Here is a 26774-nt window from a genome sequence, read left to right as displayed (position 1 = left end):
GCCATGGGCCGGCGGCTCACCCTGCGCCCGTACTTCCTGATCGTCCCGGCGCTGCTGTTGACCTGCGGGATCCTCTACCCGTTCGGACTCGGCCTCTACTACACCCTCTTCGACTTCTCGGCGAGCAAACCGCAGCCCGACATGGTGCGGCTGCACAACTACGAGACCGTCTTCACCCAGGACGCCTTCTGGAACTCCGCATGGGTGACGGTGCTGTACGCGGTCGGGGCCGCCGCCGCCGAGACCGTGCTCGGGGTGGCCGTCGCCCTGCTGCTGCACCGCTCCTCGCTCGTCGGCCGGGTGCTGGAGAGGATCCTCATCCTGCCGCTGATGATCGCACCGGTGATCGCGGCGATCATGTGGAAGCTGATGCTCCAGCCGTCGGTCGGCGTCGTCAACCACCTGCTGAGACCCTTCGGCCTGGGCGGGGTCCAGTGGACCGACACCCCCACGGGCGCCCTGCTGTCGTCCATCGCGGTGGACGTCTGGGTCTACACGCCCTTCGTGGCGATCCTCGCGCTCGCCGGACTGCGCTCCCTGCCGACGAGTCCCTTCGAGGCGGCGGCGGTCGACGGCGCCGGCTGGTGGTACACCTTCAGGCGGCTGACGCTGCCCATGCTGTGGCCGTACGTACTGGTCGCGGTGATCTTCCGGTTCATGGACTCGCTGAAGGTCTTCGACATCATCTACGCCCTGACCGAGGGCGGCCCCGGTGACTCCACGGTGGTCCTGCAGATCCGCGCGTACCTGGAGGCCATCCGCTTCCAGCGCTACAGCTTCGGCATCAGCTACACGATCGTGCTGTGGGCCGTGGTGTACCTCGCCGCGATGGTGCTGGTGAAACACCTGGGCCGGATCCAGCGAAAGGCGGCCGAGGCCAAATGACGACCAGAAAACGCCTGTTGGGTCTGCTCGCCGACGCGGCCCTCATCCTCTACTTCGTCTTCGCGCTCTTCCCGATCGCCTGGATGGTGATCCTGTCCCTCAAGCCCGCGAACCAGCTGTTCAGCACGTACTTCTCCTTCACCCCCACCCTCGGCTCCTACCGGACGGTGCTCGGCGACAGCGAGGGCATCCCGTTCGTGCGGTTCTTCGTCAACAGCCTGGTGGTGTCGGTGGGCGCCGTCGCGCTCTCCCTGCTGGTCGGGCTGCCCGCCGCCTACGCCTCGGCGCGCTGGCGTTTCAAGGGTTCCGACAACCTGATGTTCACCCTGCTGTCGTTCCGCTTCGCACCCGAACTGACGGTGATCATCCCGCTGTTCGTGCTGTACCAGAAGCTCGGCCTGTTCGACACGTACGTCGGCATGATCTGGGTCCTGCAACTGGTCACGCTCCCCCTCATCGTGTGGATCATGCGGTCCTACTTCGCCGACCTCACACCGGAGCTGGAGCAGGCGGCCCTGCTGGACGGCTACACACGCAAGCAGGCCTTCTTCAAGGTGGCGCTGCCGCTGGTCAAGCCGGGCGTCGCGGCCGTGTCCCTGCTGGCCTTCATCTTCGCCTGGAACAACTTCGTCTTCCCGCTGATCCTCACCTCCAACGAGGCCCAGACGGTGACCGTCGGCGCGCTGTCCTTCCTGGGCGGCGACCGCCCCAAGTACAACCTGACGGCCGCGGCGGCCCTGGTCTCGGTCGTACCGCCGCTCCTGCTCGCCCTGACCATCCAGCGCTATCTGGTGCGGGGCCTGTCCTTCGGGGCGGTGAAGTCGTGATCGGGCTGCGCGGGATCAGCAAGGCCTACGGCCCGGTGACCGCCCTCGACGGACTCGAACTCGACGTCCGGGAAGGGGAGTTCTTCTGCCTCCTGGGCCCTTCCGGCGCCGGGAAGACCACCACCCTCAAGACGATCGCCGGCCTCGAACGCCCCGACTCCGGCACGGTCCTGCTCGACGGCGAGGACATGGCGGGCGTCGAACCGTACGACCGGGGCGTGGCGATGTGCTTCGAGAGCTACGCCCTCTACCCGCACAAGTCGGCCTACGACAACCTCGCCTCCCCCCTGCGCTCCCCCCGTCACCGCCTCCCCGCCGCCGAGGCCCGCGACCGCGTCCACGCCGTCGCCGAACTCCTCGGCATCGGCGCCCTGTTGGACCGTCCCGTCGGGCTGCTCTCCAACGGCCAGCGGCAGCGGGTCGCCCTCGGCCGGGTTCTGGTCCGCCCCGCCCGCGCCTTCCTGCTCGACGAGCCCCTCTCCCACCTGGACGCCAAGCTCCGCCAGCAGATGCGCGCCGAGCTGAAGGCGATCGGGGCCGTCCAGCGCACCACCACCCTCTACGTCACCCACGACTCGGTCGAGGCCCTCGCCCTCGGCGACCGGACGGGAGTGATCCGCGACGGACGGATCGTCCAGACGGGGACCCGTGAGGAGATCTGGTACGAGCCCCGCGACACCGAGGTCGCCCGGGCCTTCGGCCGGCCGCGGATCAACCTCCTGCCGGGGACGGTCACCGAGGACGGCGGCTTCCGGTCGCCGGACGGAAAGGTGGAGCTGCCCGTCCGCGCGGCGGCCCCGGCGGGCACGGAGGTCCTGGTCGGCGTGCGCCCGCGCGACCTCTCCCTCACCGCGCCGGGCCACGAGCTGACCGGCAGCGTGTACGTCACCGAGGTGCTCGGCCGGTCGGTCGAGGTCACGGTCCGGCTGGGCGGGCAGCACGTCTCGCTGGTCGCCCCGCGCGGCGACACGGCCGGCCTGCGGCCCGACGATCCGGTACGGCTGACGGTACGGCCTGAGAACCTGCTGCTGTTCGAGGCCGACGGGCCCGAGGGCCCAGGACGACGGATCGGGAAACGATGAGCAGCAGCACCGGTGCACAGCAGGGGCCCGCGGCCCGCCAGGCCGCCATGGCCGAACAGGTCCTGGCCGAGGGCTCGGCGACGGCGGCCGAGCTCGCCGAGCGGTTCGGGGTGAGCCTGATGACCATCCACCGCGACCTCGACGAACTCGAACGGCAGGGAATCGTCCGGAAGTTCAGGGGCGGTGTGACGGCCCAGCCGTCCGGGGTGTTCGAGTCCAACGTCGAGTACCGCCTCAAGACCATGCGCGCCGAGAAGGCGGCCGTCGCCGACCGCGCGCTCGCCCTCATAGAGCCCGGTATGGCGATCATGCTGGACGACTCCACGACGACTCTGGAGATAGCCCGCCGCCTGCGCAACGGCGAGATCACCCCGCTCACGGTCGTCACCAACTTCCTCCAGGCGATCAACCTGCTGTCCGACCAGCGGGGCATCCATCTGATGGCCCTGGGCGGCGACTACGACCCCCTGCACTCCTCCTTCCTCGGCGTCTCCTGCGTGGAGGCGGTCCAGTCGCTGCGCGTGGACGTCTGCTTCGCCTCCACGTCGGCCGTGCACGGGGGTTTCGCCTACCACCAGGAGCAGCACATCGTGTCGGTGAAGCGGGCGATGCTCGACTCGGCGGCCCGCGACGTCCTGCTGATCGACCACACCAAGCTGGCCCGGACGGCCCTGCACCGGGTCGTTCCGCTCTCCCGCTTCGACCTGCTCCTGGTGGACGACGGGGCCTCGCCCGAGGCGCTGCGGGACCTGGACGAGCACAAGGTCACCTACGAAGTCTGCGCGACGGTCCCGGCGAGTGAGCCGCAGGGGCGCGCGGGCCACCGAGGAGGGGGCGGCGATGACCGCACTGGAACTACGTGACCTGCGCAAGACCTACCGCTCCCGGGGCCGGCCGCCGGTCACCGCCGTGCGCGGCCTCGACCTGACCCTGGGCTCAGGGGAGCTCCTCGGCCTCCTGGGCCCCTCGGGCTGCGGCAAGTCGACGACCCTGCGCATGATCGCCGGCCTGGAGACGGTGACCGACGGGGACATCCTGGTGGCCGGGAGGTCCGTGACCGCGATCCCCGCGCAGGCCCGCAACATCGGCGTCGCCTTCGAGAACTACGCCCTCTACCCGCCCCTCACCGTGGCGGAGAACCTGGCGTTCGGCCTGCGGGCCCGCCGGGGCGCCGACCGCGGTGAAGTGGCCCGCAGGGTCGCGGACATGGCCGCCCGGGTCGATCTCACGCCCCTCCTCGACGCCCACCCGGCAACCCTGTCCAGCGGCCAGAAGCAGCGCGTCTGTCTCGCCCGCGCCCTGATCCGCGAACCGGACGTCCTCCTCCTCGACGAGCCCCTCTCCCACCTCGACGCGGCCCAGCGCGACACCACGCGCCGCGAACTCAAGCGCATCCAGCGCGACCTGGGCCACACCACCATCCTCGTCACCCACGACCAGGAGGAGGCGCTCTCCCTCGCCGACCGCATCGCGGTGATGAGGGACGGCGTGATCCAGCAGCTCGGCACCCCGTACGAGATCTACGACAGCCCCGCGAACGTCTTCGTGGCGGACTTCGTCGGCGAACCCGCGATCAACCTGCTGCCCGGCATCGCGGAGGAGGACGCCCACGTCCGCCTCTCCGACTCCGTACGCGTGGCGCTGCCCGTGCCCGTCCCGCCCGGCCGCGAGGTCGTCGTCGGGATCCGCCCCGAGGACCTGAGCCTCGTCGGCGCCGAGGGGCTGCCCGCCCGGGTCGTCGCCCACGAGCCCCTGCTGGAGGCGGGGATCGCCACCCTCGCCCTGCCCGGCGTCGAACGCCCCCTGGTCGTCCTCACCGGCCCCGAGGTGCGGCTGGCCCACGACGAGTCCGTCCGGGTCACCGCCGACGCGCGCCTCACCCATGTCTTCGACGCCGAGACGGGAGACTCCCTGCGATGAGCGAACACGTACGTGTCCTGGCGGCCGGCGACCACTTCATCCTGCCGTCGCTGATCAGGACGGCGATCGGCGACGAACTGCCCTGCGAGGTGGCCGAACTGACGCTCGGCTGGCCGCTGGAGCCCTTCGGCCCGGTGGCCGAGGTGACCGAGGCGAGCGACGCCGAGGACGAGCTGATCGAGGCACTGGCGCACACCCAGGTGCTGGTCACCCAGATGGGCCCGGTGACCGAACGCGTCCTGGACGCCTGCCCCGACCTGCGTCTCGTCGTCGTCTGCCGGGGCGGGCCGGTGAACGTCAACCTGGACGCGGCCGAGCGGCACGACGTCCGCGTCTGCTTCTCCCCCGGCCGCAACGCCGCCGCGACCGCGGAGTTCACCGTCGGCCTCCTGCTGTCGGCCCTGCGCCGCATCCCCCAGGCCCACAACCTGCTCGCCGGACAGGGCAGTTGGCAGGGGGCGACGTACTACACCTACGAGCACAGCGGCGTGGAGCTGGAGGACCTGCCCGTGGGTCTCGTCGGCTACGGCGCCGTCGGCAGCCGGGTCGCCCGGGCGCTGTGCGCGTTCGGCGCGCAGGTGATGGTGCACGACCCCTATGTGCGGGGCGAGATCCACGGCCTGCGCGTGCAGTCCCTGGACGAGCTCCTGCGCCGCTCCCGGGTGATCACCCTGCACGCCCGGCTCACCCCCGAGACCCGGGGCCTGATCGGCGCCCGTGAGCTGGCGCTGCTGCCCGAGGGCGCGGTGGTGGTGAACGTGGCGCGCGGGCCGCTGCTGGACGAGGACGCGCTGTGCGACGCGCTGGAGAGCGGACGGCTGTCGGCAGCGGCCCTGGACACGTACGCGACGGAGCCGCTGCCGGCGGACTCGCGGCTGCACGCGCTGGCCGAGCGCGTCGTGCTGACCCCGCACCTGGGCGGAGCCTCGCGCGCCGTCGCGGAGAAGGCGGCGCGGATCGCCGCGGAGGAAGTGCGGCGCTGGGTGCGCGGGGAGCCGCTGGCGCACTGTCTGACCTGACCCGGGAGGCGAGATGTACGTCGGTATCGATGTGGGCACGTCCATGGTGAAGGCCGCCGCGTTCGACGACGAGGGGCGTCAACTGGACGTCGCGGCACGCCCGGTGGGACTCGCGCTGCACGGGGGCGTCGTCGAACAGGACATGGAGGAGGTGTACTCCGCGGTCCTCGCCGTACTCGGGGAACTCGGCTCGCGTCTTCCCGGACCTGTGGCCCTGGCCGGCCTGACCGGTCAGGGCGACGGCGTCTGGCTGGTCGACGGCGACGGCCGCCCGGTCCGTGCCGCCGCCTCCTGGATGGACGGCCGCGCCCATGAGCTGGTCGACCGGTGGCTGGCGGACGGCAGGTTCGAGACGGTGTTCCGGCGTACCGGCAGCGCGATGTTCCCGGGCTGTCCGGGGCCGCTGCTGGCCTGGCTGGACAGCCACGAGCCGAAGGCGCTGGACTCGGCGCGGGCGGCCGTCTACTGCAAGGACATGGTGTTCCAGCGGCTGACCGGCCGCTCCCGGCCCACGACGGACGTGTCGGACGCCTCGATGCCGTTCCTCGACCCGCGCACCCGCGCCTACGACAACCGGGTCGTCGAGCTCCTCGGTCTCACCCACCGCCGGGGTCTGCTGGCCCCCGTCAGCGACCCGATCGCCACCGCCGAGGCCCGCGAGGGGCTCCCGGCCGGCACCCGGCTGGCGAACGGCCCGTACGACCTCCCGTCCTGCGCGCTCGGCGCCGGGGTGACGTCCCCCGGCGACGGTCTGCTGATCGTCGGCACCTGTCTGGCCGGCCTGGTCGCGACGACCGAGCTCGACCTGACCGGTGAGCCGGCCGGCCTGTTCATCAGCACCGACCGCCCTGGCCACTGGCTGCGCGCGATGCCGGCGATGGTCGGTACGGCGGCCCTGGACTGGGTGCTGACCACGACCGGCGTCCGCCACGAGGAGGTCGACGCGCTGCTGGCCGGGACTCCGCCGGGCGCGCACGGGGTGCGGGTCCTGCCGTACTTCGCCCCCTCCGGCGAGCGGGCGCCGTTCGTGGAACCCCGGCTGCGCGCCGAGCTGACGGGGGTGTCACTGGAGTCGACGAAGGCCGACCTGATCCGCGCGACCTGCGAGGGCATCGGCTTCGCGGCCCGGCACTGCCTGCGGGCGGCCGGCCTGACGGGCACGCTGGCCGTCTGCGGGGGCGGCACCCGCAGTCCGGCGTGGATGCGGCTGCTGGCGGACGTCCTGGGCCGTCCGCTGCGGGTGGTCGAGGGCGAGGTGGGCGCCCGGGGCGCGGTGCTGGCGGCGGCCGCGCGGTACGGGGTGCGGCTGGACACGGCGGCCTGGACCGAGCCGACGTCGATCGTGAAACCGGACCCGGCCCGGGCGACGTACTACGCGAAGGAGTTCGAGGACCACCTGGAGAGGCTGGCGCAGGCGCGGGAAAGGGCGCGAAGGGACTGATTCCGGGCGTACCCTACCGGCCCTGCGAGAACCTACGCTCACAGGGCCGGAGGCGGTCACCGAGCCTCATCGGGAACCGGAGGGGGACGCATGGAGTCCTGGCGATGCCACGACTGCGGGACCTACGAGGACTTCCGCCCGCTCACCGCCACGGAGCGGGAGTACGTCCGCGGGCGGATTCCGAACCACATCCGTCTGAGCTCCTACCTGGTCTGCACCCGCGAGGGCTGCCGCCGCTACCAGCGGCGGGGGGACTGGACCGACGGCGCCAAGTTCCCCGACCCCGACAAGAGCTAGGACCCGGTGCCCTACAGGTTGCTGAAGTCCGGGCCCTTGGTGCGGGTGCGCTTGATCTCGTAGAAGCCGGGGACCGAGGCGACCGCGAGGGTGCCGTCCCAGAGCCTCGCGGCCTCCTCGCCCTTGGGGGCCGGGGTGACGACCGGGCCGAAGAAGGCGATCTGCTCGCCGTCGGCGCCGGGGACCGCGATGACGGGGGTGCCGACCTCCTGGCCGACCTTCTCGATGCCCTCCTTGTGGGAGGCGCGCAGTTCGGCGTCGAACTCGAAGTCCTCCTGGTCGGCGTAGTCGATGAGGTCGGCGGGCAGGCCGACGTCGGCGAGGGCGCCGGCGATCGCCTCGACGGTCGGGCCCTCGCCGTTGTTGTGGATGCGGGTGCCGAGCGCGGTGTAGAGCGGGCCGAGGACGTCCGCGCCGTGCTTCTGCCACGCGGCGGTCACCACGCGCACCGGCTTCCACGCCTTGGTGGCCAGCATCTCCCGGTACTCCTCGGGCAGCTGGTCGAGCTTGTCCTCGTTGAGCACGGCGAGGCTCATGATGTGCCAGCGGACCTCGATGTCGCGGACCTTCTCCACCTCCAGCACCCACCGGGAGGTCATCCAGGCCCAGGGGCACAGCGGGTCGAACCAGAAGTCGACAGGGGTCTTCGCGGAGGTGCTCGCGGTCTCGGCCATGACTCTCCTAGGAAAAGTGTTCGTTTCAACGAGCAACGACGGGACGTGCCGTCCCCATTCCCGGGTGCCCGCCGTCGAGGCCGCATGGCAGGATCAGCTGAAAGTCGTGTCCACATACCGAACACCTGTCGAGGGAGTACCGCCCGTGCCCGGTGAGAATCTGACCCGTGACGAGGCCCGGGAGCGGGCCGCCCTGCTGTCCGTCGACGGGTACGAGGTGTCCCTGGACCTGCGGTCGGCGGTGGGCGAGGCGGACGCGGAGCCGCGCACCTTCCGCTCGGTCACCACGATCCGGTTCCGCTGCAACGAGCCCGGCGCCGCCACCTTCGCCGACCTGATCGCGCCGGGTGTGACGTCCGTCTCACTCAACGGCAAGGACCTCGACCCGGGGCAGGTCTTCGACGGCTCCCGCGTCCTCCTGGAGGACCTGGCCGCCGAGAACGAGCTGATCGTCGACGCGCAGTGCGCCTACTCCCGCACCGGCGAGGGCATGCACCGCTTCGTCGACCCCGAGGACGGCGAGGTCTACCTCTACACCCAGTACGAGCCGGCCGACTCGCGCCGCGTCTTCGCCAACTTCGAGCAGCCGGACCTCAAGGCGCCGTTCCGCTTCGAGGTGCGGGCGCCCGAGGGCTGGACGGTGTGGAGCAACGGCGCCGGTGAACTCACCGACGGCGTCTGGCGGTTCGCGGAGACGAAGCCGATCTCGACGTACATCACCTGCGTGGTGGCGGGGCCGTACCACTACGTCACGGACTCCTACTCGCGCACCCTCCCCGACGGCACGCGCCTGGACATCCCGCTCGGCGCGATGTGCCGCAAGGGTCTCGCCCCCTACTTCGACGCCGACGACGTCTTCCTCGTCACCAAGCAGGGCCTGGACTTCTTCCACGAGCACTTCGACTACCCGTACCCCTTCGGGAAGTACGACCAGGCGTTCGTGCCCGAGTACAACCTCGGCGCGATGGAGAACCCGGGGCTGGTGACCTTCCGCGAGGAGTACATCTTCCGCGGCAAGGTGACCCGGGCCTCCTACGAGGGCCGGGCCAACGTCATCCTGCACGAGATGGCGCACATGTGGTTCGGCGACCTGGTCACCATGGTGTGGTGGGACGACCTGTGGCTGAAGGAGTCCTTCGCGGACTTCATGGGCACCTTCGCGAACGTCGGCGCGACCCGGTTCAAGGACGCCTGGATCACCTTCGCCAACCGCCGCAAGGCGTGGGCCTACCGCGCGGACCAGCTGCCCTCCACGCACCCGATCACCGCCGACATCCGCGACCTGCAGGACGCGAAGCTCAACTTCGACGGCATCACCTACGCCAAGGGCGCCTCCGTACTGAAGCAGCTGGTGGCGTACGTCGGCCAGGACGCGTTCCTGGAGGGCGCGCGGCGCTACTTCAAGCGGCACGCCTACGGCAACACGCGCCTGGGCGACCTGCTGTCGGTGCTGGGCGAGACCAGCGGCCGGGACATGGCGACGTGGGCGCGCTCGTGGCTGCAGACCGCCGGGGTCAACTCGCTGACGCCGCAGGTGCTGCTGGACGCGGAGGGCAGGGTCGACGAGCTGGCCGTCGTCCAGGAGGCGGCGGAGTCGCACCCGGAGCTGCGGCCGCACCGGGTGGCGGTGGGCCTGTACCGGCGTACGTCCGAGGGCGCGCTGGAGCGGTACGCGCGCGCCGAGGTGGACGTCGACGGCGCGCGTACGGTCGTGTCCGAGCTGACGGGCGCCGAGGCGCCGGAGCTGGTGCTGGTCAACGACGACGACCTGACGTACTGCAAGATCCGCTTCGACGAGACCTCGCTGGCGACGCTGCGCGAGCACCTGGGCGCGATGACCGACCCGCTGGCCCGTGCCCTGTGCTGGTCGGCGCTGTGGAACATGACCCGGGACGCGCTGCTGCCGGCCCGCGAGTTCATCGGGATCGTGCTGCGCTTCTCGGGGCGCGAGTCCGACATCGGCGTGCTGCAGATGCTGCACGCGTGGGCCAACTCGGCGCTGGTCCACTACACGGCCCCCGGCCGGCGGGAGACGGACGGACTGCTGCTGGCCGAGGGCGCGCTGCGGGAGCTGCGGGCGGCCGGGCCGGGCAGCGAGCAGCAGCTGGCGTGGGCGCGGTTCCTGGCGACGGTGGCGTCGGCGCCGGACGATCTGCGGCTGCTGCGGGGGCTGCTGGAGGGCACCGAGAAGATCGACGGGCTGGAGGTCGACCAGGAGCTGCGCTGGGCGTTCCTGGAGCCGCTGGCGGCGCACGGCGTCGCGGACGAGGCGGTGCTCGCCGCCGAGCTGGCCCGCGACGACACCGCGTCCGGCAAGCGGCACCAGGTGCGCTGCCTGGCGGCGCGGCCCTCGGAGGCGGTGAAGGCGCAGGCGTGGGCGCAGGTGGTGGAGTCGGACGCGCTGTCCAACGCGCTGGTGGAGGCGACGATCACGGGCTTCGACCAGCCCTCGCAGCGGGAGCTGACCGCGCCGTACGCGTCGAAGTACTTCGAGGCGATCGAGCGGGTGTGGGAGGAGCGGTCGATCCAGATCGGCATGGACGTGGTGCGGGGTCTGTTCCCGGCACTGCAGGACTCGCAGGCCACGCTGGACGCGGCGGACGCCTGGCTCGCCGCCCACGAAGAGGCCGCGCCCGCCCTGCGCAGGCTGGTGCTGGAGGCGCGGGACGACCTGGCGCGGGCGCTGCGCGGACAGGCGTGCGACGCGGCGGCGGACGCGAGTTGACCGTTGGCCTGAGCTTGCCCGCTCGGTGACCGTTACGGAATTCAGGCAATCACAGCCGTAACCCCTGGTCCCCACCCGAACGGACCAGGGGTTTTCCGTCCCTACTCGGCACCCGAACACCCGTCCTTTAGTGCGGCCTTGTCCGTATTTGTCGACGGGCGTGTAACAGCGGTTAAAGGGGGCGCCAGGCGCGGGAACCTCCTCGCCATGAACCACAACACGCCACTCCCCCCGGCTTCCCCCCGCACCCTCCACCAGCTGTCCGAGGTGCACCGCCGCGTGCTGACCACGGCGCAGCTGCGCGCGCAGGGCGTGACGTCGGCGGAGATGAACGAGCAGTGCCGCGCCGGCGGCCCCTGGCAGCAGTTCCTCCCGGGTGTCTTCCTGCTCCACCCGGGACCGCCGACCAGCGAGGAGCGGCTGCACGCGGTGCTGACCTACGCGGCCCGGGAGTCGGCCCCCGGTGTGCCCGCCCAGCCGGGCGCGGACGACCCGCGCCGCTCGGTGTACGCGGAGGCGATGATCACGGGGGCGGCGGCCCTGACCCTGCACGGCTTCACGTCCACGCCCCCGCTGCCGTCGATCGAGAAGATCGACGTCCTGGTGCCCCGGCTGCGCCGGCTGCGCTCGACGGGCTGCGCGCGGATCGTGCGCACACCGGCCCTGCCGACTCCCCAGGCGGTGACGGGAGTTCCCGTCGCGCCGGTCCCGCGCGCGCTGACCGACGCGGTGTCCGAGCTGGCGGACGCGGGCGCGGTGCGCCGGCTGCTGACCGAGGCGGTGCGCGGCGGCCACTGCGAACCGGCCGCGGTGGTACGGGAGTTGAACAACGCCAAGCTGCTGAGCCGGCCGCATGTGGTGGACGCGGTGGACTCGCTGCTCGCGGAGGGGCGCGCGATCGCCGAGGACCGCCTGTACCGCATGGTCCGGGAGCACGGCCTGCCCGACCCGGTCTGGAACGTCGATCTGCGCCTGCCCGGCGGCCCGCACCTCGGGGGCCTGGACGCCTACTGGCCGGAGCAGGCGGTGGCCGTGGAGCTGGACACCCGCGCCCCGCGCCAGGACGAGGACGCGATGTGGTCGGAGTACGCCCGCAAGCGGGAGACCCTGGAGCGGCTCGGGATCACGGTCGTCCACATCACCCCGAAGAAGCTGCGGGACGCGATGGAGCAGCAGGCGACGGTGGTCCGCACGGCCCTGATGGCGTCCGGCGACCGGGACCCGGCCGCCTATGTCGTGGTGCTGCCCCGCTAGTGACGGAGCGGGGCGGTATCAGGAGGGGAGAGGAGGGGCCGCCTGCGGTAGCCGTGCGGCCCCTCCTCGGGTGCCGGCGTCAGCGATCCTCGTGTCAGCCCTTCTTGAGGACGAGTTCCGTGTTGCGGTCGTCGGCTGCGCCGCCCAGCGTCTTGTTGGCGCCGGGGGCGTTGTAGGACAGCTCCCGGTAGAGAGCCGCCAGACCGGTCTGGGTGAGGTCGGAGAAGTCGGTGCGGTGCGGGGCCGCGGACTCCACCAGGGTGGTGAACAGGGAGATCGTGCCGTCCTTGTTGTCGGCGATCTCGATCACGCGGGCGAGCTGCGGGTAGTCGACGTGCGAGGCGGTGGAGATCTCCCAGAAGGAGCGTCCGCCCGAGACCGCGTGCGGGGTGATGTCGTTGCGGTGGATGTGGCCGTTGACCCAGGCCAGCACGTTGGCGTGGCGGCCGAGGAGGGCGAGGACCTCCTGGCCGTTGTGGCGGCGCTCGTTCGGCCGGGCGGGGTCGGCGTGGCCGGTGTTGGTCATCGTCTTGCTGGTGTGGTGGCTGAAGACGACGGCGTACGAGTCCTTGTTGTCCCGCAGTTGCTTGTCCAGCCAGTTCAACTGGGCCGTCCCGATGGACCCTTCGTAGTGGCCGCCGGGGTCGGTGGTGTCGATGCTGATGCCGATGACGTCGTCGGCGATGCGGAAGGTGTAGTACTGGGTGCCGGCCGCGAGGTTGGCGGAGGAGTAGCCGTGGCCTACCGGGCCCAGACCGCGGTGGGCGGGGTCGAGGTGGGCCTTGAGGTAGTCGGCCGGGGTGTAGGGGGCGCGCCGGTCGTCCGCGGTGACCGAGCGCATGTCGCGGGCGTGCGCCTTCAGCAGGTCCCGGAAGGCGTGGCCCTGGGGGTCGTTGCCGTTCTTGATGTGGTCCTGGAGCTTCTTGGCCTCGGACGCGGACAGCGACATGAGCTTCTTGCCGCCGACGGCGTACTCGGCGAGCCAGGAGTCGCCGTGGCCGTAGCAGCCCAGCGGCATGGCGTCGTGGTTGCCGACGGTGGAGTACCACGGCAGGTTCAGGCCGGGGCTCTGCACCTCGCGGGTGGCGGCGGCGAGGAAGCCGGCGAGGTGCGGGAAGCCGAGCTGCTTGTCGCCGTCGCGGACCGTCGAGTCGGGCTGCCAGTACAGCTTGAGGCCGCTGTTCTGGACGCCCTCGTAGTGGCGCGGGTCACCGGAGTTGGGGGTGATCCGGCCGCCGCTCATGATGCTGAGGAACCACTCCAGCTCGGTCTTGGAGTTGTTGTCGGTGTTGTCGCCGGTGGTCATGGCGAAGTGCAGCGGCGAGCCGGTGACCGGGGCGCCGCGCAGCGCGTTGATCCGCTCCACGAGGGAGACGGCGCCCTGCACGGTCAGCGCCTCGTGCGGGCGCCAGGCGTGCGGGTCGGTGGAGCGCAGGTACTCCAGCCGCATCGGGTGCTGGGCGTCGATCAGGTGCAGGTCGGTGAGCTGCACGAAGGCGGCGAGCGCGGTACGGCGGCCGGCCCGGCCGGACTTGGCGGCGGCGAGCTCCCCGCGCACCACACGGCTCCAGCCGGGGCCGTCGCCGAGGCGGCGGTACGGCGTGCTGGTGCGCGGGGCGGCGACGGTCGCGAGGGTGGTGCCCTTGGTGTACGGGGCGAGGGGCGCGGCCGCGGCCCGGCGGGACTGTGCCACCACCGCCTGGTCGGTCGTGGCGGCGGCGGCCTGGCTGTCGGTCGGCCGCAGGGCGAAGCCGACGCCCGCGGAGACGGCTGCCGCGCCGGTGGCGGCGAGGACGGTACGGCGGTTGACCGCCGGAGTGCTGGCGGCGACAGAGCGTGTGCGCGACATGGCGCGATCTCCCCGAGTGCGGACGCGTCGGCAGTGGTCGCGGGTTTTCGCTTGCGCGAACGACCCGCTCGCTCTGGATGCTTGGCACTGGGGATGACCTGTGCGTGAACGAGACCGCAACGGGCAACGCCGATCACCGTACGTGGATCTTCGGGCACCCCGCGCGTTCACGGGTGCTCGTCGCACGGCCCGGGACCGGTCGCTCCGTGTTCATCTTCCTGGGTAGGGGAGGGGTTCCGCGGGCTTCACGGAGTGCTCGGCGTCACGTGTCCCGTGACCGGCCGATCCCGCCACAGCGTCAGTCCGACGTCCACCAGCCGGACCCGGTTCAGCCCGGTCACGTCGGCCAGCGGATGCCAGGCCGCCATGTCGGTGGAGCCGCCGACCTCGTGCCGCAGGTCGCCGCCGGCGACGCGGCCCTCGTAGACCAGGCGTAGGCCCTGGCGGTCGACCGTGCGGCCGAGGCGGCGGGGGATGCGGAAGCGGTTGGTGTGGACGCCGAGGAGGCCGGTGACCTCGATCAGGTAGCCGGTCTCCTCCTCGACCTCCCGCAGGACGGTGTCGTAGGGGTCCTCCCCGTGTTCCATGCCGCCGCCCGGCAGCGTCCACTCGGGACGCCCGTCGTCGCCGGTCCCGCGGGCCAGCAGGAGTCGGTCGTCGCGGACGCACACGGCGTAGGCCGCCACCCTCAATTTCTGTCGCACACCGGGAAGTTAGTCCGATCGCGGCGGATTGGCAGGTGAGTATTCCGGCACGGACCAGCGCAGCGGCAGCGCGGCCTCCGTCTCGACGACCTCACCCGCCGTGAAGCGCACCCCGCGTTCCCCGTCGGGCCCGAAGACCGTCCGTGCCTCGCCGGTCAGTTGGAGGGTGGTGCCGGTCGTCCAGTCGAGGAAGAGGAGTCCGGCCCGGGGGTCGGCCTCGATGTTGCCGAGGGTCAGGAACATGTTGTTGCCGGGGTAGTCCCGCCAGGTCAGTTCACGAGGCGAGGCGGACCGGACGAACCCCGGGTTGCCGCCGCGGTGGCTGACCTCCACGCCTCCCGGGCCGACCGTGGCCAGGAAGAAGGTGTCCGCCGCGGCGACGAACTCCCGCTGCCGGTCGGTCAGTTCCGTGCCGACGCGGGGGCGTCCCGGCGTGCGGCCGTCCACCACCTCGTACGAGTGCCGCCTCTGGATGTACTTGGGGCAGTTGGAGAAGACCTTCTCCGCCGTGACCGCGAACCCTCTCGCCGTCGGCCGGAGCCGGCCGTTGAGGCGCATACGGCGGCGGGTGCGCGGGTCCACGGCGATGGTGCCCACGGGCGTGCCCGGGGTCGCGGACGCCCGGGCCAGCGGGTCGTACGGCCGCACCGCGCCGGTCACCGACATTTGGTGGGGGTCCGTCGCCCGGACGAACCCGGGGGCGCCCGTCAGCGGGGAGGCCCAGACGCGGCCCGTGGCCGGGTCCGCCGCGCCCAGCACCAGCAGCGGCTGGAGCTCCAGGAAGGCCGCCGCCACCGGCTTGACGCCCTCGCCCACCATCCGGCCCACGTGGTCGGCGGTGTCCCGCACGCCGAGCCGGTCCTGCAGCGCCCGCGCGCCCTCGTGATACACGTCCATGAGCGCCCTCACCGCCTAGAAGAAACCGCAGGTCGGAGCCGATTCGACGGGCGCCGGCGCCCCTTCGGCCCCGCTCGGGACCGAGATCTCCAGCCGGGTGCCGTCGGGATCGTGGAAGAAGATGCCGCCCGACGCGGCGCCCTCGCGGTGGGCCACCACGCCCTCGTACGCGAAGTCGGCGCCGTACGCCTTCAGCGCCGCCTCGTACTCCCTGACCCGCTCGACCGAGTCCGCCTGGAACGCGAGGTGGTGCAGGCCGGCGCGGGCGCCGTCGTACGCCTGGTCCGCCTGCTGCCAGAGCGTGAGGACCAGGTTCTCGGCGTCGCCGAGGAAGGCGTACCGCCTGCCGTCCTCCTTGCCCTCGGCGACGAGTGCGAAGCCCAGGACGTCCCGGTAGAAGGCGAGCGAGCGGTCGAGGTCGGTGACGTTGAGGCCGATGTGGCCGGTGCGCAGAGTCGTCATGGCTCTCCCCTGTGACAGTCCCTCTTGGATCTAACCCTTGTAAGTGAGATTAAAGGTTAGTGATAGCGAGCGCAACCGGTCACGTACCCTTGAGTGGTTAGCCAGGAAGGAGCCCCCATGTCCGCCGCCCGCGATCCGCGCCCCCTCACCGGCGAGCCCCTCGCGCTCGACCTGCTCAACACGCGGTGGAACCGGGAGGGCGTCCTTCAGGACCTGCTCACCGGAACCGACGGGCTCGCGGTGTGGCTCGCGACCAACGCCCTGGACGACCGCTTCACCGCCGACGCCACGACCTTGCGGCACCTGCTGCGGGCCCGCGACGCGCTGAAGAAGGCCGTCGACGGGTCACTGGCGGAGGGCGCGGAGGCCGTGGACGCGGTGCTCGCGCACGGCAGGATCCGGGCCACGCTCACCCCTGAAGGGCCGGGCGAGCTGCCCGAGTTCGCCGACCCGGCCTGGGGGCCCGCGTGGCTCGCCGCCCGCAACTACCTGGAACTGCTGGCCACCGCCCCCGACCGCATCCGCGGCTGCGCCCACGACGCGTGCGTCCTGCACTTCTTCGACACCTCGCGCAACGGCACGCGACGGTGGTGCTCGATGGCGGCCTGCGGCAACCGGGCCAAGGCGTCCCGGCATTACGCACGCTCGAAGGAGACGTGAAGGTCCGTGCGGTTTGGCTGGGTTGACGACGTTTGCCGGTAAAGGGCATCGGGGGTTTTCCCCATACATCCATATCGTTTCGGTCAACATCTGCCAAACAACTGTCCCTTGCGTAAAGCTCGCGGTCGTTCGCACGTTCCTTTACGTACAAGGGATGCCGATGACCCTCACCCCCCAGAGACGCGTGGCCCGCACAGCCGTGGTCGCCGGTCTCGCCGCCGCGCTCTCCGCGGCCGGGCCCATACCCATGGCCTTCTCCGCCGACGGCCCGCCCGCCGCCACCGCACCCGCGGACGGCACCGTCAAGTCCGCCCAGAAGAAGCTCGGTTCGGACGACGCGAACCTGCTCGCCGAGGCCAAGGCCGACGGCGACAAGAACGTCACGATGATGATCGCCACCGCGCCCGGGCAGACCGAGCAGGTCGCCAAGGAGCTCGACGCGGTCAAGGGCGGCACGGTCGGAAGGACGTACGACAAGGTCGGCTACGTCCGCGCCACCGTCCCGACCGGCAAGGCCGACTCGGCCATCGCCGCCGCCGCGAAGCTCCCCTCCGTGCACGGCATCGACCTGCGCGAGGAGATACCGCTGGACGACCCCGCCGTCACGGGCGGCGCCAAGTCCGCCTCGCACCAGACCACTTACCCGGCCCCGAGCAAGAAGACGCCGGCCCGCAACCCGTACAACCCGTCCTTCGAGACGGGTGCCGTCGACTTCGTGAAGGACCACCCGAAGTCGGACGGCCGCGGCATCACCATCGGCATCCTCGACTCCGGCGTCGACCTCGGTCACCCTGCGCTGCAGAAGACCACCACCGGCGAGCGCAAGATCGTCGACTGGGTGACGGCGACGGACCCGGTGAGCGACGGCGACGGCACCTGGCGGCGGATGACCGCCGCGGTCTCCGGGCCCGTGTTCACCGCGGCCGGCGAGACCTTCAAGGCGCCCGAGGGCTCGTACAGGTTCAACTACATGTACGAGTCCGCCACGACCGGCGGCGACATGAAGGGCGACCTGAACCGCGACGGCGACACGACCGACGCGTGGGGCGTCCTCTACGACGCCGCCTCCGGCACCGTGCGGGTCGACACGAACGACAACCTGGACTTCACCGACGACGTGCCGATGAAGCCGTACAAGGACGGCTTCCAGATCGGCTACTTCGGCACCGACGACCCGTCCACGGACGTGGCCGAGCGCATCCCGTTCGTCGTCGAGATCCGCAAGGACGTCGTCTACAACTCCTCCGGCGCGAAGGCCGACTACGTCAACATCGGTGTCATCGAGTCCGAGCACGGCACCCACGTGGCCGGCATCACCGCCGCCAACGGCCTGTTCGGCGGCCGGATGAACGGCGCCGCCCCCGGCGCGAAGATCGTCTCATCCCGCGCCTGCACCTGGAGCGGCGGCTGCACCAACGTCGCGCTCACCGAGGGCATGATCGACCTCGTCGTCAACCGCGGCGTCGACATCGTCAACATGTCCATCGGCGGCCTGCCGGCGCTGAACGACGGCAACAACGCCCGCGCCGAGCTGTACACCCGGCTCATCGACACCTACGGCGTGCAGCTGGTCATCTCGGCCGGCAACTCCGGCCCCGGCGCCAACACCATCGGCGACCCCGGCCTGGCCGACAAGGTCATCTCCGTCGGCGCCGCCATCTCCAAGGAGACCTGGGCCGCCAACTACGGCTCCGCCGTGGAGAAGAAGTACGCGATGATGCCCTTCTCCTCCCGCGGTCCGCGCGAGGACGGCGGCTTCACGCCCACCCTGGTCGCCCCCGGCGCCGCGATCAACACCACCCAGACCTGGCTGCCGGGCTCCCCGGTCGCCGAGGCGGGCTACTCGCTGCCGGCCGGCTACTCGATGCTGCAGGGCACCTCGATGGCGTCCCCGCAGGCCACCGGCGCCACCGCGCTGCTGCTGAGCGCCGCCAAGCAGAAGGGCATCGCCCTCTCCCCCGCCGACCTGCGCACGGCCCTGACCTCGACCGCCGGTCACATCAAGGGTGTTCAGGCCTACGAGGAGGGCGCGGGCCGCATCGACATCGTCGACGCCTGGGACGCCATCCGGCACGGCGCCACCGCCCACGACTACACCGTCAAGGCGCCGGTCGACACCGCGATCGACTACGCCCTGAAGACGCCCGGCTTCGGCACCGGTCTCTACGACCGCGAGGGCGGCCTGAAGGCCGGCGAGAAGAAGACCTACGACATCACCGTCACCCGGACCTCCGGCCCGGACAAGGCGATCCGTCACGAGCTGCACTTCGCGAACAACGCCGGTGACACCTTCCGGATCGTCGGCGACGACGAGGTGCGGCTGCCGCTGAACCAGCCCGTGACCGTCAAGGTGCAGGCCAAGCCGCGCTCCGCCGGTCTCAAGAGCGCGATCCTGGAGGTCGACGACCCGAGGACCGAGGGCGTCGACAAGCAGATCCTGGCCACGGTCGTGGTCTCGACGCCGGTGAAGTACACCTTCTCCGCCTCGAACAGCGTGCAGCGCAACAGCACGCAGTCGTACTTCGTGACCGTGCCCGAGGGCGCCAAGTCCCTGGAGGTCGCCATCGGCGGACTGAAGGGCAAGAGCCAGACCCGGTTCATCGCGATCCACCCCTACGGCGTCCCGGTCGACAACACCGGCACCCCGTACTGCTACCCGAACTACCTCGACGGCAACGGCTGCAAGCCCGACGTGCGCGCGTACGCGGACCCGCAGGCCGGCGTCTGGGAGATCGAGGTCGAGTCACGCCGCACCTCGCCGCTGCTCGACAACCCGTACAAGCTGGACGTCGCCGTCTACGGCGCCGCCTTCGACCCGGCGACGGTCACCGTGCCCGAGGCGAAGGTCGGCACGCCGGCCGCCGTCTCCTGGAAGGTGACGAACACGCTGGCCGCCATCGACGGCCGGCTGGCCGGCGGCCCGCTGGGCTCCGCCAAGACGGCCCGCCCGACCATCAAGCAGGGCGAGACGCAGACCACGACGGTGGAGGTGCCCGCGGGTGCCAAGTCCCTCGACGTGGCCATCGGCAAGGTCTCCGACGCCTCCGCCGACCTCGACCTGACCGTGAAGAACGCCGCGGGCACGGTCGTCGGCCAGTCCGCCGACGGCGACTCGGAGGAGGCGGTCTCCATCGCCTCGCCGGCCGCCGGCACGTACACCATCGAGGTCGCGGGCTACTCCGTCCCGGCCGACTCCACCGCCTACGACTACCAGGACGTCTTCTTCTCCCCGTCCCTGGGCACCGTCACCGTCGACGAGTCGGCGCCGGTGAAGCTCGGCACGGGCGCCTCGGCGACCGTCTCCGGCACGGTCACCGCGGCGGCCGCCGCCCCGGAGGGCCGCGCGTTCTTCGGCCAGGTGCAGCTGGTCAACACCCGCGGCACGGTCGCGGGCACCGGCAGCGTGAAGATCGAGAAGGTCACGCAGTAGCCGTCACGGCACCGATGAGGGCGGGCGTCCGTACGGGCGCCCGCCCTTCGCCGTCCCGGCCCGTCAGCAGGTCAGGCCCGCCGACTCCGGCAGCGCGCTCAGCAGGCCGGGGCGTTCACGGGCGATCTCCTTCTCCCCGACGAGGACGTAGTCCGGGGTGGCCGCGCGCCGCGGGACGGCGACCAGGACGCGGTCGCCCTTGTGGAGGTCCTTGCCTACGGCCTCCTCGTCGACCAGCAGGCTCAGCTCCCGCTTTCCCTTCTCCGGCTTGTACGACCGGGTCACGCGCAGGGTGATCCGCTCATGCTCGGCCGTGCCGGGCACCTGCTCCACCCGGGTCACCTCGCCCTCGGCGACCAGGCCCGCGCAGGCCAGGTAGCCGGGACTGGAGAACGGCGTGCGGGGGGCGGCGGAGTCGGCGGACTTGGCGCCGGACGCGCTGCTGGAGTCGGCGCTCATACCGCCGCCGGCCTGTCCGAGCAGCCAGACCATGCCCGACAGCACGCCTGTGACGGCGGCGACGGCGAGGCCCGCGAAGGCGAACCTGCGCACCCGATGCCGGTCGCGGGGCGCCCGTACCGCCGCGGGCTGCCGTCGCGGCCGCGGCTCGGCCGCCAGCGCGTCCCCGATCAGCCCGAGCTGCTCGCGCAGCAGCGCCACATCGGCCTCGGCCCGCCGGTGCTCGGCGAGGAAGGCCGCGTCGGCGCCGTCCGGGGGCCGCTCGCCGGTGATCGCGGCCATCAGCGCGTCGGTGCCGTCGGCCGTCCCGTGGGTCTCGTGTTCGGCGGTCATCTCACACCACCTCGTCCTCGTGCAGGCGGGCGCGCAGGGCCCGGACCGCCGTGTGCAGCCTGCTCTTGACCGTGCCCTCCGGGACGCCCAGTTCCTGGGCGATCGAGCGGACGGGCAGGTCGGCGTAGAAGCGCAGGACGAGGACCTGACGCTGGGCGTCGGGCAGCTCGTCCAGTCCCTGGGCGACGGCCAGGGACAGCACGCTGGTGTCCTCACCGGAGGGCTGCTCGTGCTGACGCAGGGAGGACAGCCGCTCCCCCAGCCGCTCCTGGCGCTTCTTGGCCCGGTGCCAGTCCATGGCCAGGTTGGAGGCGACGACCGCCGCCCACGCGGAGACGTCGCGCGGCGCCTCGTACCCCTTCGCCGCCCGCTCCAGCAGCCGCAGGCGTACCTGCTGCACCCCGTCCGGCAGGTCCGCCTGCGGCACCCCGCCCAGCGCGAGCACCGCCCGCACCCGGCGTTCCTGAGCCGCGTCCAGGGGATCGCCGTGATCGTCCTCCTGGGCACGGCGGGCCTTTCTGCGCAGCACAAGCCACCCCCCTCACCGCGTTTCCTCTACGACGCCGGACCGCACGGAAACGTTCGACCGGATGCCGCGCCGCGCGTCGAGGCGTACGTCACACCCGCGCCCGGAGCTGCACGGCTTGCGGCGAAGGGCGATCGTAGGACGAATTTCTCCAGCTCAGAAGGGGTGTGGCGGGAGTTTGGCGGCCACCGCCCGGCCCGCGCCGTCCCGTCGGTCGGGCATGGCTCGCAAAGAATTGGACAGGTAGGCCCGGGTCGGCCGCATGATGGAAACGCCGCAGACACAGAGAACGACAGCGAAGGAGTCACCGTGAGGGTCGGAATCGTCGGAGCCACCGGTCAGGTCGGCACGGTCATGCGCAGGATCCTCACGGAACGGAACTTCCCGGTCACCGAGCTGCGCCTGTTCGCCTCGGCCCGCTCGGCCGGCACGGAGCTGGACGGCGTGACGGTGGAGGACGCGGCGACGGCGGACTACACCGGCCTGGACATCGTGCTCTTCTCGGCGGGCGGCGCGACCTCGAAGGCGCTGGCCGAGAAGGTCGCCTCGCAGGGCGCCGTCGTGATCGACAACTCCTCCGCCTGGCGCAAGGACCCCGAGGTCCCGCTGGTCGTCTCCGAGGTGAACCCGCACGCGATCGCCGACCGCCCCAAGGGCATCATCGCCAACCCGAACTGCACGACGATGGCCGCCATGCCGGTCCTGAAGCCGCTGCACGCCGAGGCGGGCCTGGAGGCGCTGGTCGTCGCCACCTACCAGGCGGTGTCCGGCTCCGGTCTCGCGGGCGTGGCCGAGCTGCACGGCCAGACGCAGAAGGTCGTGGCCGACGCCGACCAGCTCACCCACGACGGCGCGGCGGTCGACTTCCCCGAGCCCGGCGTCTACAAGCGCCCCATCGCCTTCAACGTCCTGCCCTTCGCCGGCAACCTCGTCGACGACGGCCTGAACGAGACCGACGAGGAGCAGAAGCTCCGCAACGAGTCCCGCAAGATCCTGGAGATCCCCGGGCTGAAGGTCTCCGGCACCTGCGTCCGCGTCCCCGTCTTCTCGGGCCACTCCCTGCAGGTCAACGCCCGTTTCGCCCGCCCGATCAGCCCCGAGCGCGCCACCGAGCTGCTCGCCGGCGCCCCTGGCGTGGAGCTCTCCGACATCCCCACCCCCCTGCAGGCCGCCGGCCAGGACCCCTCCTACGTCGGTCGCATCCGCAAGGACGAGACCGTCGACAACGGCCTCGCCCTGTTCATCTCCAACGACAACCTCCGCAAGGGCGCGGCCCTGAACGCGGTGCAGATCGCGGAACTGGTGGCGGCGGAACTCAAGGGCTAGAGAGCCCGCGCACCTCGTAGAGGAAGCAGCCGTACTCGACGGCCCGGACGTGGACGAGCGCCACGGCCGGGTCGTCGAACGCTTTGTGGAAGGCGTCGTCGTCCGGGGCGTCGACCAGTTCCCCGCCCAGGATGTGTCCGTCGGCGGAGTAGCGGCGCAGGACGCGGGGCGCGTTCGCGAACGGGTGGCCGTCGAGGTCGGGGCCCGCGCACTCCTCGGCGTGGACGAAGACGGGGCCCTGCTCGTCGTAGGCCCCCGGCCGGGCGCCCGTCGCGGCCGCCCAGCGGCGCAGCGGCGCGTACGACACGAGGGCGATCCGCTCCCCCGGCTCGCTGCGGCGCAGACAGCAGCGCAGGGGCGCGCCGCCCTCGTCGTCGGTGAACGGGGCCATCGGGCGGCCCGCGTCGTCCGCGGTGCGCAGTTCCGCCAGGACGGACGGGGGCACGGGTCGTGCGGTGTAGGTCGTCATGTGTTCACGGTCCCGCGTGGCCGCCGTGCTCACCGGCGGTAATTGGACATCGCCTTCTCCGCCGACGGCGTGGAAGGATGGCCGGACCGCCGAACCGACACATACCGAGGAGATGACCGCGTGCCTGGCACAAACCTGACTCGCGAAGAGGCTCAGCAGCGGGCGAAGCTGCTCACCGTCGAGTCGTACGAGATCGATCTCGACCTCTCCGGCGCGCAGGAGGGCGGTACGTACCGGTCTGTGACGACGGTGCGCTTCGACGTCGCGGAGAACGGTGCGGAGTCCTTCATCGACCTGGTGGCCCCCACGGTCCACGAGATCACCCTGAACGGCGACGCGCTCGATCCGGCGGAGGTCTTCGCGGACTCCCGCATCGCCCTGCCCGGCCTGCTGGAGGGCCGCAACATCCTGCGCGTGGTCGCCGACTGCGCGTACACCAACACCGGTGAGGGCCTGCACCGCTTCGTCGACCCCGTCGACCAGCAGGCGTACCTCTACACCCAGTTCGAGGTGCCCGACGCCCGCCGGGTCTTCGCCTCCTTCGAGCAGCCGGACCTGAAGGCCACCTTCCAGTTCACGGTGAAGGCGCCGGCCGGCTGGACCGTCATCTCCAACTCGCCGACGCCCGAGCCCAAGGACGACGTCTGGGTGTTCGAGCCGACGCCGCGGATCTCCACGTACATCACGGCCCTGATCGTCGGCCCGTACCACTCCGTGCACAGCGTGTACGAGAAGGACGGCCGGTCCGTGCCGCTGGGCATCTACTGCCGGCCCTCGCTCGCCGAGTTCCTCGACTCCGACGCGATCTTCGAGGTCACGCGGCAGGGCTTCGAGTGGTTCCAGGAGAAGTTCGACTACGCGTACCCGTTCAAGAAGTACGACCAGCTGTTCGTGCCGGAGTTCAACGCGGGCGCGATGGAGAACGCGGGCGCGGTGACCATCCGCGACCAGTACGTCTTCCGGTCCAAGGTGACCGACGCCGCCTACGAGGTGCGTGGGGAGACGATCCTGCACGAGCTGGCCCACATGTGGTTCGGCGACCTGGTCACCATGGAGTGGTGGAACGACCTGTGGCTGAACGAGTCGTTCGCCACCTACACCTCCATCGCCTGCCAGGCGCACCACCCGGCCTCGCGCTGGCCGCACTCGTGGACGACGTTCGCCAACTCCATGAAGACGTGGGCCTACCGGCAGGACCAGCTGCCCTCCACCCACCCGATCATGGCCGAGATCCGTGACCTCGACGACGTCCTGGTCAACTTCGACGGCATCACCTACGCCAAGGGCGCCAGCGTCCTCAAGCAGCTCGTCGCCTACGTCGGCATGGACGAGTTCTTCCGCGGCGTGCAGGCGTACTTCAAGCGGCACGCGTTCGGCAACACGCGCCTGTCCGACCTGCTCGGCGCGCTGGAGGAGACCTCGGGCCGCGACCTGGGGACCTGGTCGCAGAAGTGGCTGCAGACCGCCGGCATCAACGTCCTGCGCCCGGAGATCGAGACCGACGCCGAGGGTGTCGTCACCTCCTTCGCCATCCGTCAGGAGGCCCCGGCGCTCCCGGCGGGCGCGAAGGGCGAGCCCACCCTGCGGCCGCACCGCATCGCGATCGGCCTGTACGAGCTCGACGAGGCGAGCGGCAAGCTGGTCCGCGAGGAGCGCGTCGAGCTGGACGTCGACGGCGAGCTGACCGCCGTACCGCAGCTGGTCGGCAAGCGCCGCCCGGCCGTGGTGCTGCTCAACGACGACGACCTGTCGTACGCCAAGGTCCGGCTGGACGAGCGCTCGCTGGCGTTCGTCACCGAGCACCTCGGTGACTTCGAGTCCTCGCTGCCGCGCGCCCTGTGCTGGGCGTCGGCCTGGGACATGACCCGGGACGCCGAGCTCGCCACCCGCGACTACCTCTCGCTCGTCCTGTCGGGCATCGGCAAGGAGTCCGACATCGGTGTCGTGCAGTCGCTGCACCGCCAGGTGAAGATGGCGATCGAGATGTACGCCGATCCGACAGCCCGTGAGGCCCTGCTGACCCGCTGGACCGACGCGACGCTCGCGCACCTGCGCTCCGCCGAGCCGGGCAGCGACCACCAGCTGGCCTGGGCGCGCGCGTTCGCGGCCACGGCCCGTACGCCGGAGCAGCTGGACCTGCTGGAGGCGCTGCTCGACGGTTCGCAGACGGTCGAGGGGCTGACCGTCGACACCGATCTGCGCTGGGCGTTCGTGCAGCGGCTCGCGACGGTCGGCCGGTTCGACGAGGCGGAGATCGCCGCCGAGTACGAGCGGGACAAGACGGCGGCGGGTGAGCGGCACGCGGCCAGCGCCCGCGCCGCCCGCCCGACGGCCGAGGCGAAGGCGGAGGCCTGGGCGTCGGTCGTGGAGTCCGACAAGCTGCCGAACGCCGTGCAGGAGGCGGTCATCGGCGGCTTCGTGCAGCCCGACCAGCGCGAGTTGCTGGCGCCTTACACGGAGAAGTACTTCGAAGTGGTCAAGGAGATCTGGGGGTCCCGTTCGCACGAGATGGCCCAGCAGATCGCCGTGGGCCTGTACCCGGCCTTCCAGGTCTCGCGGGAGATCCTGGACCGCACGGACGCCTGGCTGGCCGACGCGGAGCCGAACGCGGCCCTGCGCCGCCTGGTCTCGGAGTCCCGTTCGGGCGTGGAGCGCGCGCTGAAGGCGCAGGCGGCGGACGCGGCCGTCTAGCCCCCACTACGAGAACGAAGGGCGCCCGGCGATCCGCCGGGCGCCCTTTCCGTTGCGTGCCCTCAGCGGGCCACCATGCCGCCGGTGACGTTGACGAAGGTGCCGGTGAGGCCGGCCGCGTGGTCGGAGGCGAGGAAGACGGCGGTGGCGGCGACCTCGGCGAGGGTGGGGTTGCGGCGGGTCATGCGCATCTGGGCGAGGTTGTCGACGATGCCCTGGACGGCGGCGGCGTCGATGGCCGGGTTGACCGCGGACAGCTTCTCGACCGAGAACGTCTCCGGCACTCCGGCCGCCCACATCCCCACGGCCCGCACCCCGCGCGGTCCCAGCTCGATCGCCAGGTTCCGCACGAGGGTGTCGATCGCCGCGTCGGCGGGCCCGGTGCCGCCCATCATCGGGCTGCCGTGCGCGGAGCCGCTGTCGAGGGTGAGGATCACCCCGGAACCGCGCTCGGCCATACGGCGGCCGGCCGCGCGGGCGGTGAGGAAGTTGGCGCGCAGGCCGTCGGTCACGGGCCGCAGGAAGTCCTCCACGGGCATCTCGGTGAGCGGGGCGCCCTGTACGTCGCCGCGCGTGACCAGGTTGAAGGAGATGTCGACGTCACCGACGCGCGCGAGGTGCTCCTCGACGGCCGCCTCGTCGAGCGCGTCCACCACGGCGACCTCGGCGTCCTCGATGTCGGCGGCCACCGCCTCCAGCGTCTCGCGGGTGCGGCCCACCAGGTGCAGGCGGGCGCCCTCGGCGGCGAAGGCGCGGGCGACCGCACCGCCGATCGAGCCGCCGGCGCCGTAGATGATCGCGGTCTTGTCGGTGAGCAGCATGGTGGTCTCCCGAGGAAAGGTGG

Annotated in this window: 23 protein-coding genes; 14 read left to right on the top strand and 9 right to left on the bottom strand. The window is 71.5% G+C overall.

What is annotated here, in order from left to right:
* Nucleotides 1–3 precede the first annotated feature (3 nt).
* The 8 genes from ACIGDI_RS01830 (at nucleotide 4) to ACIGDI_RS01795 (ending at nucleotide 7471) form a co-directional block, all read left to right on the top strand.
* Complete coding sequence (locus tag ACIGDI_RS01830; protein ID WP_399889059.1) at nucleotides 4–885, top strand: carbohydrate ABC transporter permease; 882 nt, start codon at nucleotides 4–6, stop codon at nucleotides 883–885.
* Entirely contained in the window at nucleotides 882–1712 is an 831-nt protein-coding gene (locus ACIGDI_RS01825) for a carbohydrate ABC transporter permease (protein WP_399889056.1), read from the top strand. The genes ACIGDI_RS01830 and ACIGDI_RS01825 overlap by 4 nt, the downstream gene beginning before the upstream one ends.
* Nucleotides 1709–2794: an ABC transporter ATP-binding protein gene (locus ACIGDI_RS01820; protein WP_399889053.1), complete on the top strand. Its 1086-nt coding sequence runs from the start codon at nucleotides 1709–1711 to the stop codon at nucleotides 2792–2794. The genes ACIGDI_RS01825 and ACIGDI_RS01820 overlap by 4 nt, the downstream gene beginning before the upstream one ends.
* Nucleotides 2791–3657: a DeoR/GlpR family DNA-binding transcription regulator gene (locus ACIGDI_RS01815; protein ID WP_399889050.1), complete on the top strand. Its 867-nt coding sequence runs from the start codon at nucleotides 2791–2793 to the stop codon at nucleotides 3655–3657. Before ACIGDI_RS01820 ends, ACIGDI_RS01815 begins: the two co-directional genes overlap by 4 nt.
* A complete protein-coding gene (locus ACIGDI_RS01810; protein WP_399889048.1) occupies nucleotides 3635–4714 on the top strand; it encodes an ABC transporter ATP-binding protein in 1080 nt (359 codons plus the stop codon). The genes ACIGDI_RS01815 and ACIGDI_RS01810 overlap by 23 nt, the downstream gene beginning before the upstream one ends.
* On the top strand, nucleotides 4711–5733 hold the full coding sequence (locus tag ACIGDI_RS01805; RefSeq protein ID WP_399889045.1) for a 2-hydroxyacid dehydrogenase: 1023 nt from the start codon (nucleotides 4711–4713) through the stop codon (nucleotides 5731–5733). Before ACIGDI_RS01810 ends, ACIGDI_RS01805 begins: the two co-directional genes overlap by 4 nt.
* A gap of 13 nt (nucleotides 5734–5746) precedes the next feature.
* Nucleotides 5747–7174, top strand: a complete 1428-nt coding sequence (locus ACIGDI_RS01800) for an FGGY family carbohydrate kinase (protein ID WP_399889042.1) — start codon at nucleotides 5747–5749, stop codon at nucleotides 7172–7174.
* A gap of 90 nt (nucleotides 7175–7264) precedes the next feature.
* Entirely contained in the window at nucleotides 7265–7471 is a 207-nt protein-coding gene (locus tag ACIGDI_RS01795) for a hypothetical protein (protein ID WP_399889039.1), read from the top strand.
* A gap of 11 nt (nucleotides 7472–7482) precedes the next feature.
* Here the strand turns inward: ACIGDI_RS01795 and ACIGDI_RS01790 are convergent, their stop codons facing one another.
* Nucleotides 7483–8145, bottom strand: coding sequence for a DsbA family protein (locus tag ACIGDI_RS01790; RefSeq protein WP_399889036.1), 663 nt, complete (start codon nucleotides 8143–8145; stop codon nucleotides 7483–7485).
* A gap of 145 nt (nucleotides 8146–8290) precedes the next feature.
* On the opposite strand from ACIGDI_RS01790, the gene pepN (ACIGDI_RS01785) reads away from it, so the two are divergent.
* The gene (gene pepN / locus ACIGDI_RS01785; RefSeq protein WP_399889034.1) at nucleotides 8291–10870 is read left to right on the top strand and encodes an aminopeptidase N; all 2580 of its coding nucleotides are present in this window, start codon (nucleotides 8291–8293) and stop codon (nucleotides 10868–10870) included.
* Nucleotides 10871–11077: 207 nt separating this feature from the next.
* Nucleotides 11078–12124: a hypothetical protein gene (locus ACIGDI_RS01780; protein ID WP_399889031.1), complete on the top strand. Its 1047-nt coding sequence runs from the start codon at nucleotides 11078–11080 to the stop codon at nucleotides 12122–12124.
* A gap of 94 nt (nucleotides 12125–12218) precedes the next feature.
* Here the strand turns inward: ACIGDI_RS01780 and ACIGDI_RS01775 are convergent, their stop codons facing one another.
* The 4 genes from ACIGDI_RS01775 to ACIGDI_RS01760 all read right to left on the bottom strand — a co-directional run bounded on the left by ACIGDI_RS01775 (nucleotide 12219) and on the right by ACIGDI_RS01760 (nucleotide 16036).
* Nucleotides 12219–13973, bottom strand: a complete 1755-nt coding sequence (locus ACIGDI_RS01775) for a TIGR03767 family metallophosphoesterase (protein ID WP_399889028.1) — start codon at nucleotides 13971–13973, stop codon at nucleotides 12219–12221.
* A gap of 245 nt (nucleotides 13974–14218) precedes the next feature.
* Nucleotides 14219–14677 (bottom strand): NUDIX hydrolase, encoded by a 459-nt coding sequence (locus tag ACIGDI_RS01770; RefSeq protein ID WP_399889025.1) that lies wholly within the window; start codon nucleotides 14675–14677, stop codon nucleotides 14219–14221.
* A gap of 9 nt (nucleotides 14678–14686) precedes the next feature.
* On the bottom strand, nucleotides 14687–15574 hold the full coding sequence (locus tag ACIGDI_RS01765; protein ID WP_399889022.1) for a pyridoxamine 5'-phosphate oxidase family protein: 888 nt from the start codon (nucleotides 15572–15574) through the stop codon (nucleotides 14687–14689).
* 15 nt (nucleotides 15575–15589) lie between these two features.
* Complete coding sequence (locus tag ACIGDI_RS01760) at nucleotides 15590–16036, bottom strand: VOC family protein (protein ID WP_399889019.1); 447 nt, start codon at nucleotides 16034–16036, stop codon at nucleotides 15590–15592.
* 117 nt (nucleotides 16037–16153) lie between these two features.
* Here ACIGDI_RS01760 and ACIGDI_RS01755 point away from each other — a divergent pair, with 117 nt between their 5' ends.
* The gene (locus tag ACIGDI_RS01755; RefSeq protein ID WP_399889017.1) at nucleotides 16154–16696 is read left to right on the top strand and encodes a CGNR zinc finger domain-containing protein; all 543 of its coding nucleotides are present in this window, start codon (nucleotides 16154–16156) and stop codon (nucleotides 16694–16696) included.
* A gap of 160 nt (nucleotides 16697–16856) precedes the next feature.
* Entirely contained in the window at nucleotides 16857–20126 is a 3270-nt protein-coding gene (locus tag ACIGDI_RS01750; RefSeq protein WP_399889014.1) for a S8 family serine peptidase, read from the top strand.
* Nucleotides 20127–20189: 63 nt separating this feature from the next.
* Here ACIGDI_RS01750 and ACIGDI_RS01745 read toward each other — a convergent pair whose 3' ends face one another.
* Together ACIGDI_RS01745 and ACIGDI_RS01740 are read right to left on the bottom strand one after the other, a co-directional pair.
* Nucleotides 20190–20918 carry a hypothetical protein gene (locus ACIGDI_RS01745; protein WP_399889011.1) on the bottom strand — a complete coding sequence of 243 codons (729 nt, stop codon included), beginning with the start codon at nucleotides 20916–20918 and terminating at the stop codon, nucleotides 20190–20192.
* A 1-nt stretch (nucleotide 20919) separates the two neighbouring features.
* On the bottom strand, nucleotides 20920–21447 hold the full coding sequence (locus tag ACIGDI_RS01740; protein WP_272174043.1) for an RNA polymerase sigma factor: 528 nt from the start codon (nucleotides 21445–21447) through the stop codon (nucleotides 20920–20922).
* A 306-nt stretch (nucleotides 21448–21753) separates the two neighbouring features.
* On the opposite strand from ACIGDI_RS01740, the gene ACIGDI_RS01735 reads away from it, so the two are divergent.
* Nucleotides 21754–22770, top strand: coding sequence for an aspartate-semialdehyde dehydrogenase (locus tag ACIGDI_RS01735; RefSeq protein ID WP_399889008.1), 1017 nt, complete (start codon nucleotides 21754–21756; stop codon nucleotides 22768–22770).
* On the opposite strand, the gene ACIGDI_RS01730 is transcribed toward ACIGDI_RS01735, so the two are convergent.
* The gene (locus ACIGDI_RS01730) at nucleotides 22760–23239 is read right to left on the bottom strand and encodes a DUF1203 domain-containing protein (protein WP_399889005.1); all 480 of its coding nucleotides are present in this window, start codon (nucleotides 23237–23239) and stop codon (nucleotides 22760–22762) included. The two genes, ACIGDI_RS01735 and ACIGDI_RS01730, sit on opposite strands and share 11 nt — an antisense overlap.
* 120 nt (nucleotides 23240–23359) lie before the next feature.
* On the opposite strand from ACIGDI_RS01730, the gene pepN (ACIGDI_RS01725) reads away from it, so the two are divergent.
* A complete protein-coding gene (gene pepN / locus ACIGDI_RS01725; RefSeq protein WP_399889003.1) occupies nucleotides 23360–25930 on the top strand; it encodes an aminopeptidase N in 2571 nt (856 codons plus the stop codon).
* A 62-nt stretch (nucleotides 25931–25992) separates the two neighbouring features.
* On the opposite strand, the gene ACIGDI_RS01720 is transcribed toward pepN (ACIGDI_RS01725), so the two are convergent.
* Entirely contained in the window at nucleotides 25993–26751 is a 759-nt protein-coding gene (locus tag ACIGDI_RS01720) for an SDR family NAD(P)-dependent oxidoreductase (protein WP_399889000.1), read from the bottom strand.
* Between the last annotated feature and the right edge of the window lie 23 nt (nucleotides 26752–26774).

The organism is Streptomyces sp. NPDC085900 (assembly GCF_044540925.1).
GTDB classification, from domain to species: Bacteria; Actinomycetota; Actinomycetes; order Streptomycetales; family Streptomycetaceae; genus Streptomyces; species Streptomyces gilvifuscus.
The sequence above is the reverse complement of the archived record's forward strand: the minus strand, read 5'-3'. Positions and strand labels throughout refer to the sequence as shown.

Coding starts and splice junctions, on each gene's coding strand:
- ACIGDI_RS01830 (WP_399889059.1), top strand. CDS start 4: ATGGGCCGGCGGCTCACCCTGCGCCCGTACTTCCTGATCGTCCCGGCG.
- ACIGDI_RS01825 (WP_399889056.1), top strand. CDS start 882: ATGACGACCAGAAAACGCCTGTTGGGTCTGCTCGCCGACGCGGCCCTC.
- ACIGDI_RS01815 (WP_399889050.1), top strand. CDS start 2,791: ATGAGCAGCAGCACCGGTGCACAGCAGGGGCCCGCGGCCCGCCAGGCC.
- ACIGDI_RS01810 (WP_399889048.1), top strand. CDS start 3,635: ATGACCGCACTGGAACTACGTGACCTGCGCAAGACCTACCGCTCCCGG.
- ACIGDI_RS01805 (WP_399889045.1), top strand. CDS start 4,711: ATGAGCGAACACGTACGTGTCCTGGCGGCCGGCGACCACTTCATCCTG.
- ACIGDI_RS01800 (WP_399889042.1), top strand. CDS start 5,747: ATGTACGTCGGTATCGATGTGGGCACGTCCATGGTGAAGGCCGCCGCG.
- ACIGDI_RS01795 (WP_399889039.1), top strand. CDS start 7,265: ATGGAGTCCTGGCGATGCCACGACTGCGGGACCTACGAGGACTTCCGC.
- ACIGDI_RS01790 (WP_399889036.1), bottom strand. CDS start 8,145: ATGGCCGAGACCGCGAGCACCTCCGCGAAGACCCCTGTCGACTTCTGG.
- ACIGDI_RS01780 (WP_399889031.1), top strand. CDS start 11,078: ATGAACCACAACACGCCACTCCCCCCGGCTTCCCCCCGCACCCTCCAC.
- ACIGDI_RS01775 (WP_399889028.1), bottom strand. CDS start 13,973: ATGTCGCGCACACGCTCTGTCGCCGCCAGCACTCCGGCGGTCAACCGC.
- ACIGDI_RS01765 (WP_399889022.1), bottom strand. CDS start 15,574: ATGGACGTGTATCACGAGGGCGCGCGGGCGCTGCAGGACCGGCTCGGC.
- ACIGDI_RS01760 (WP_399889019.1), bottom strand. CDS start 16,036: ATGACGACTCTGCGCACCGGCCACATCGGCCTCAACGTCACCGACCTC.
- ACIGDI_RS01755 (WP_399889017.1), top strand. CDS start 16,154: ATGTCCGCCGCCCGCGATCCGCGCCCCCTCACCGGCGAGCCCCTCGCG.
- ACIGDI_RS01750 (WP_399889014.1), top strand. CDS start 16,857: ATGACCCTCACCCCCCAGAGACGCGTGGCCCGCACAGCCGTGGTCGCC.
- ACIGDI_RS01745 (WP_399889011.1), bottom strand. CDS start 20,918: ATGACCGCCGAACACGAGACCCACGGGACGGCCGACGGCACCGACGCG.
- ACIGDI_RS01730 (WP_399889005.1), bottom strand. CDS start 23,239: ATGACGACCTACACCGCACGACCCGTGCCCCCGTCCGTCCTGGCGGAA.
- ACIGDI_RS01720 (WP_399889000.1), bottom strand. CDS start 26,751: ATGCTGCTCACCGACAAGACCGCGATCATCTACGGCGCCGGCGGCTCG.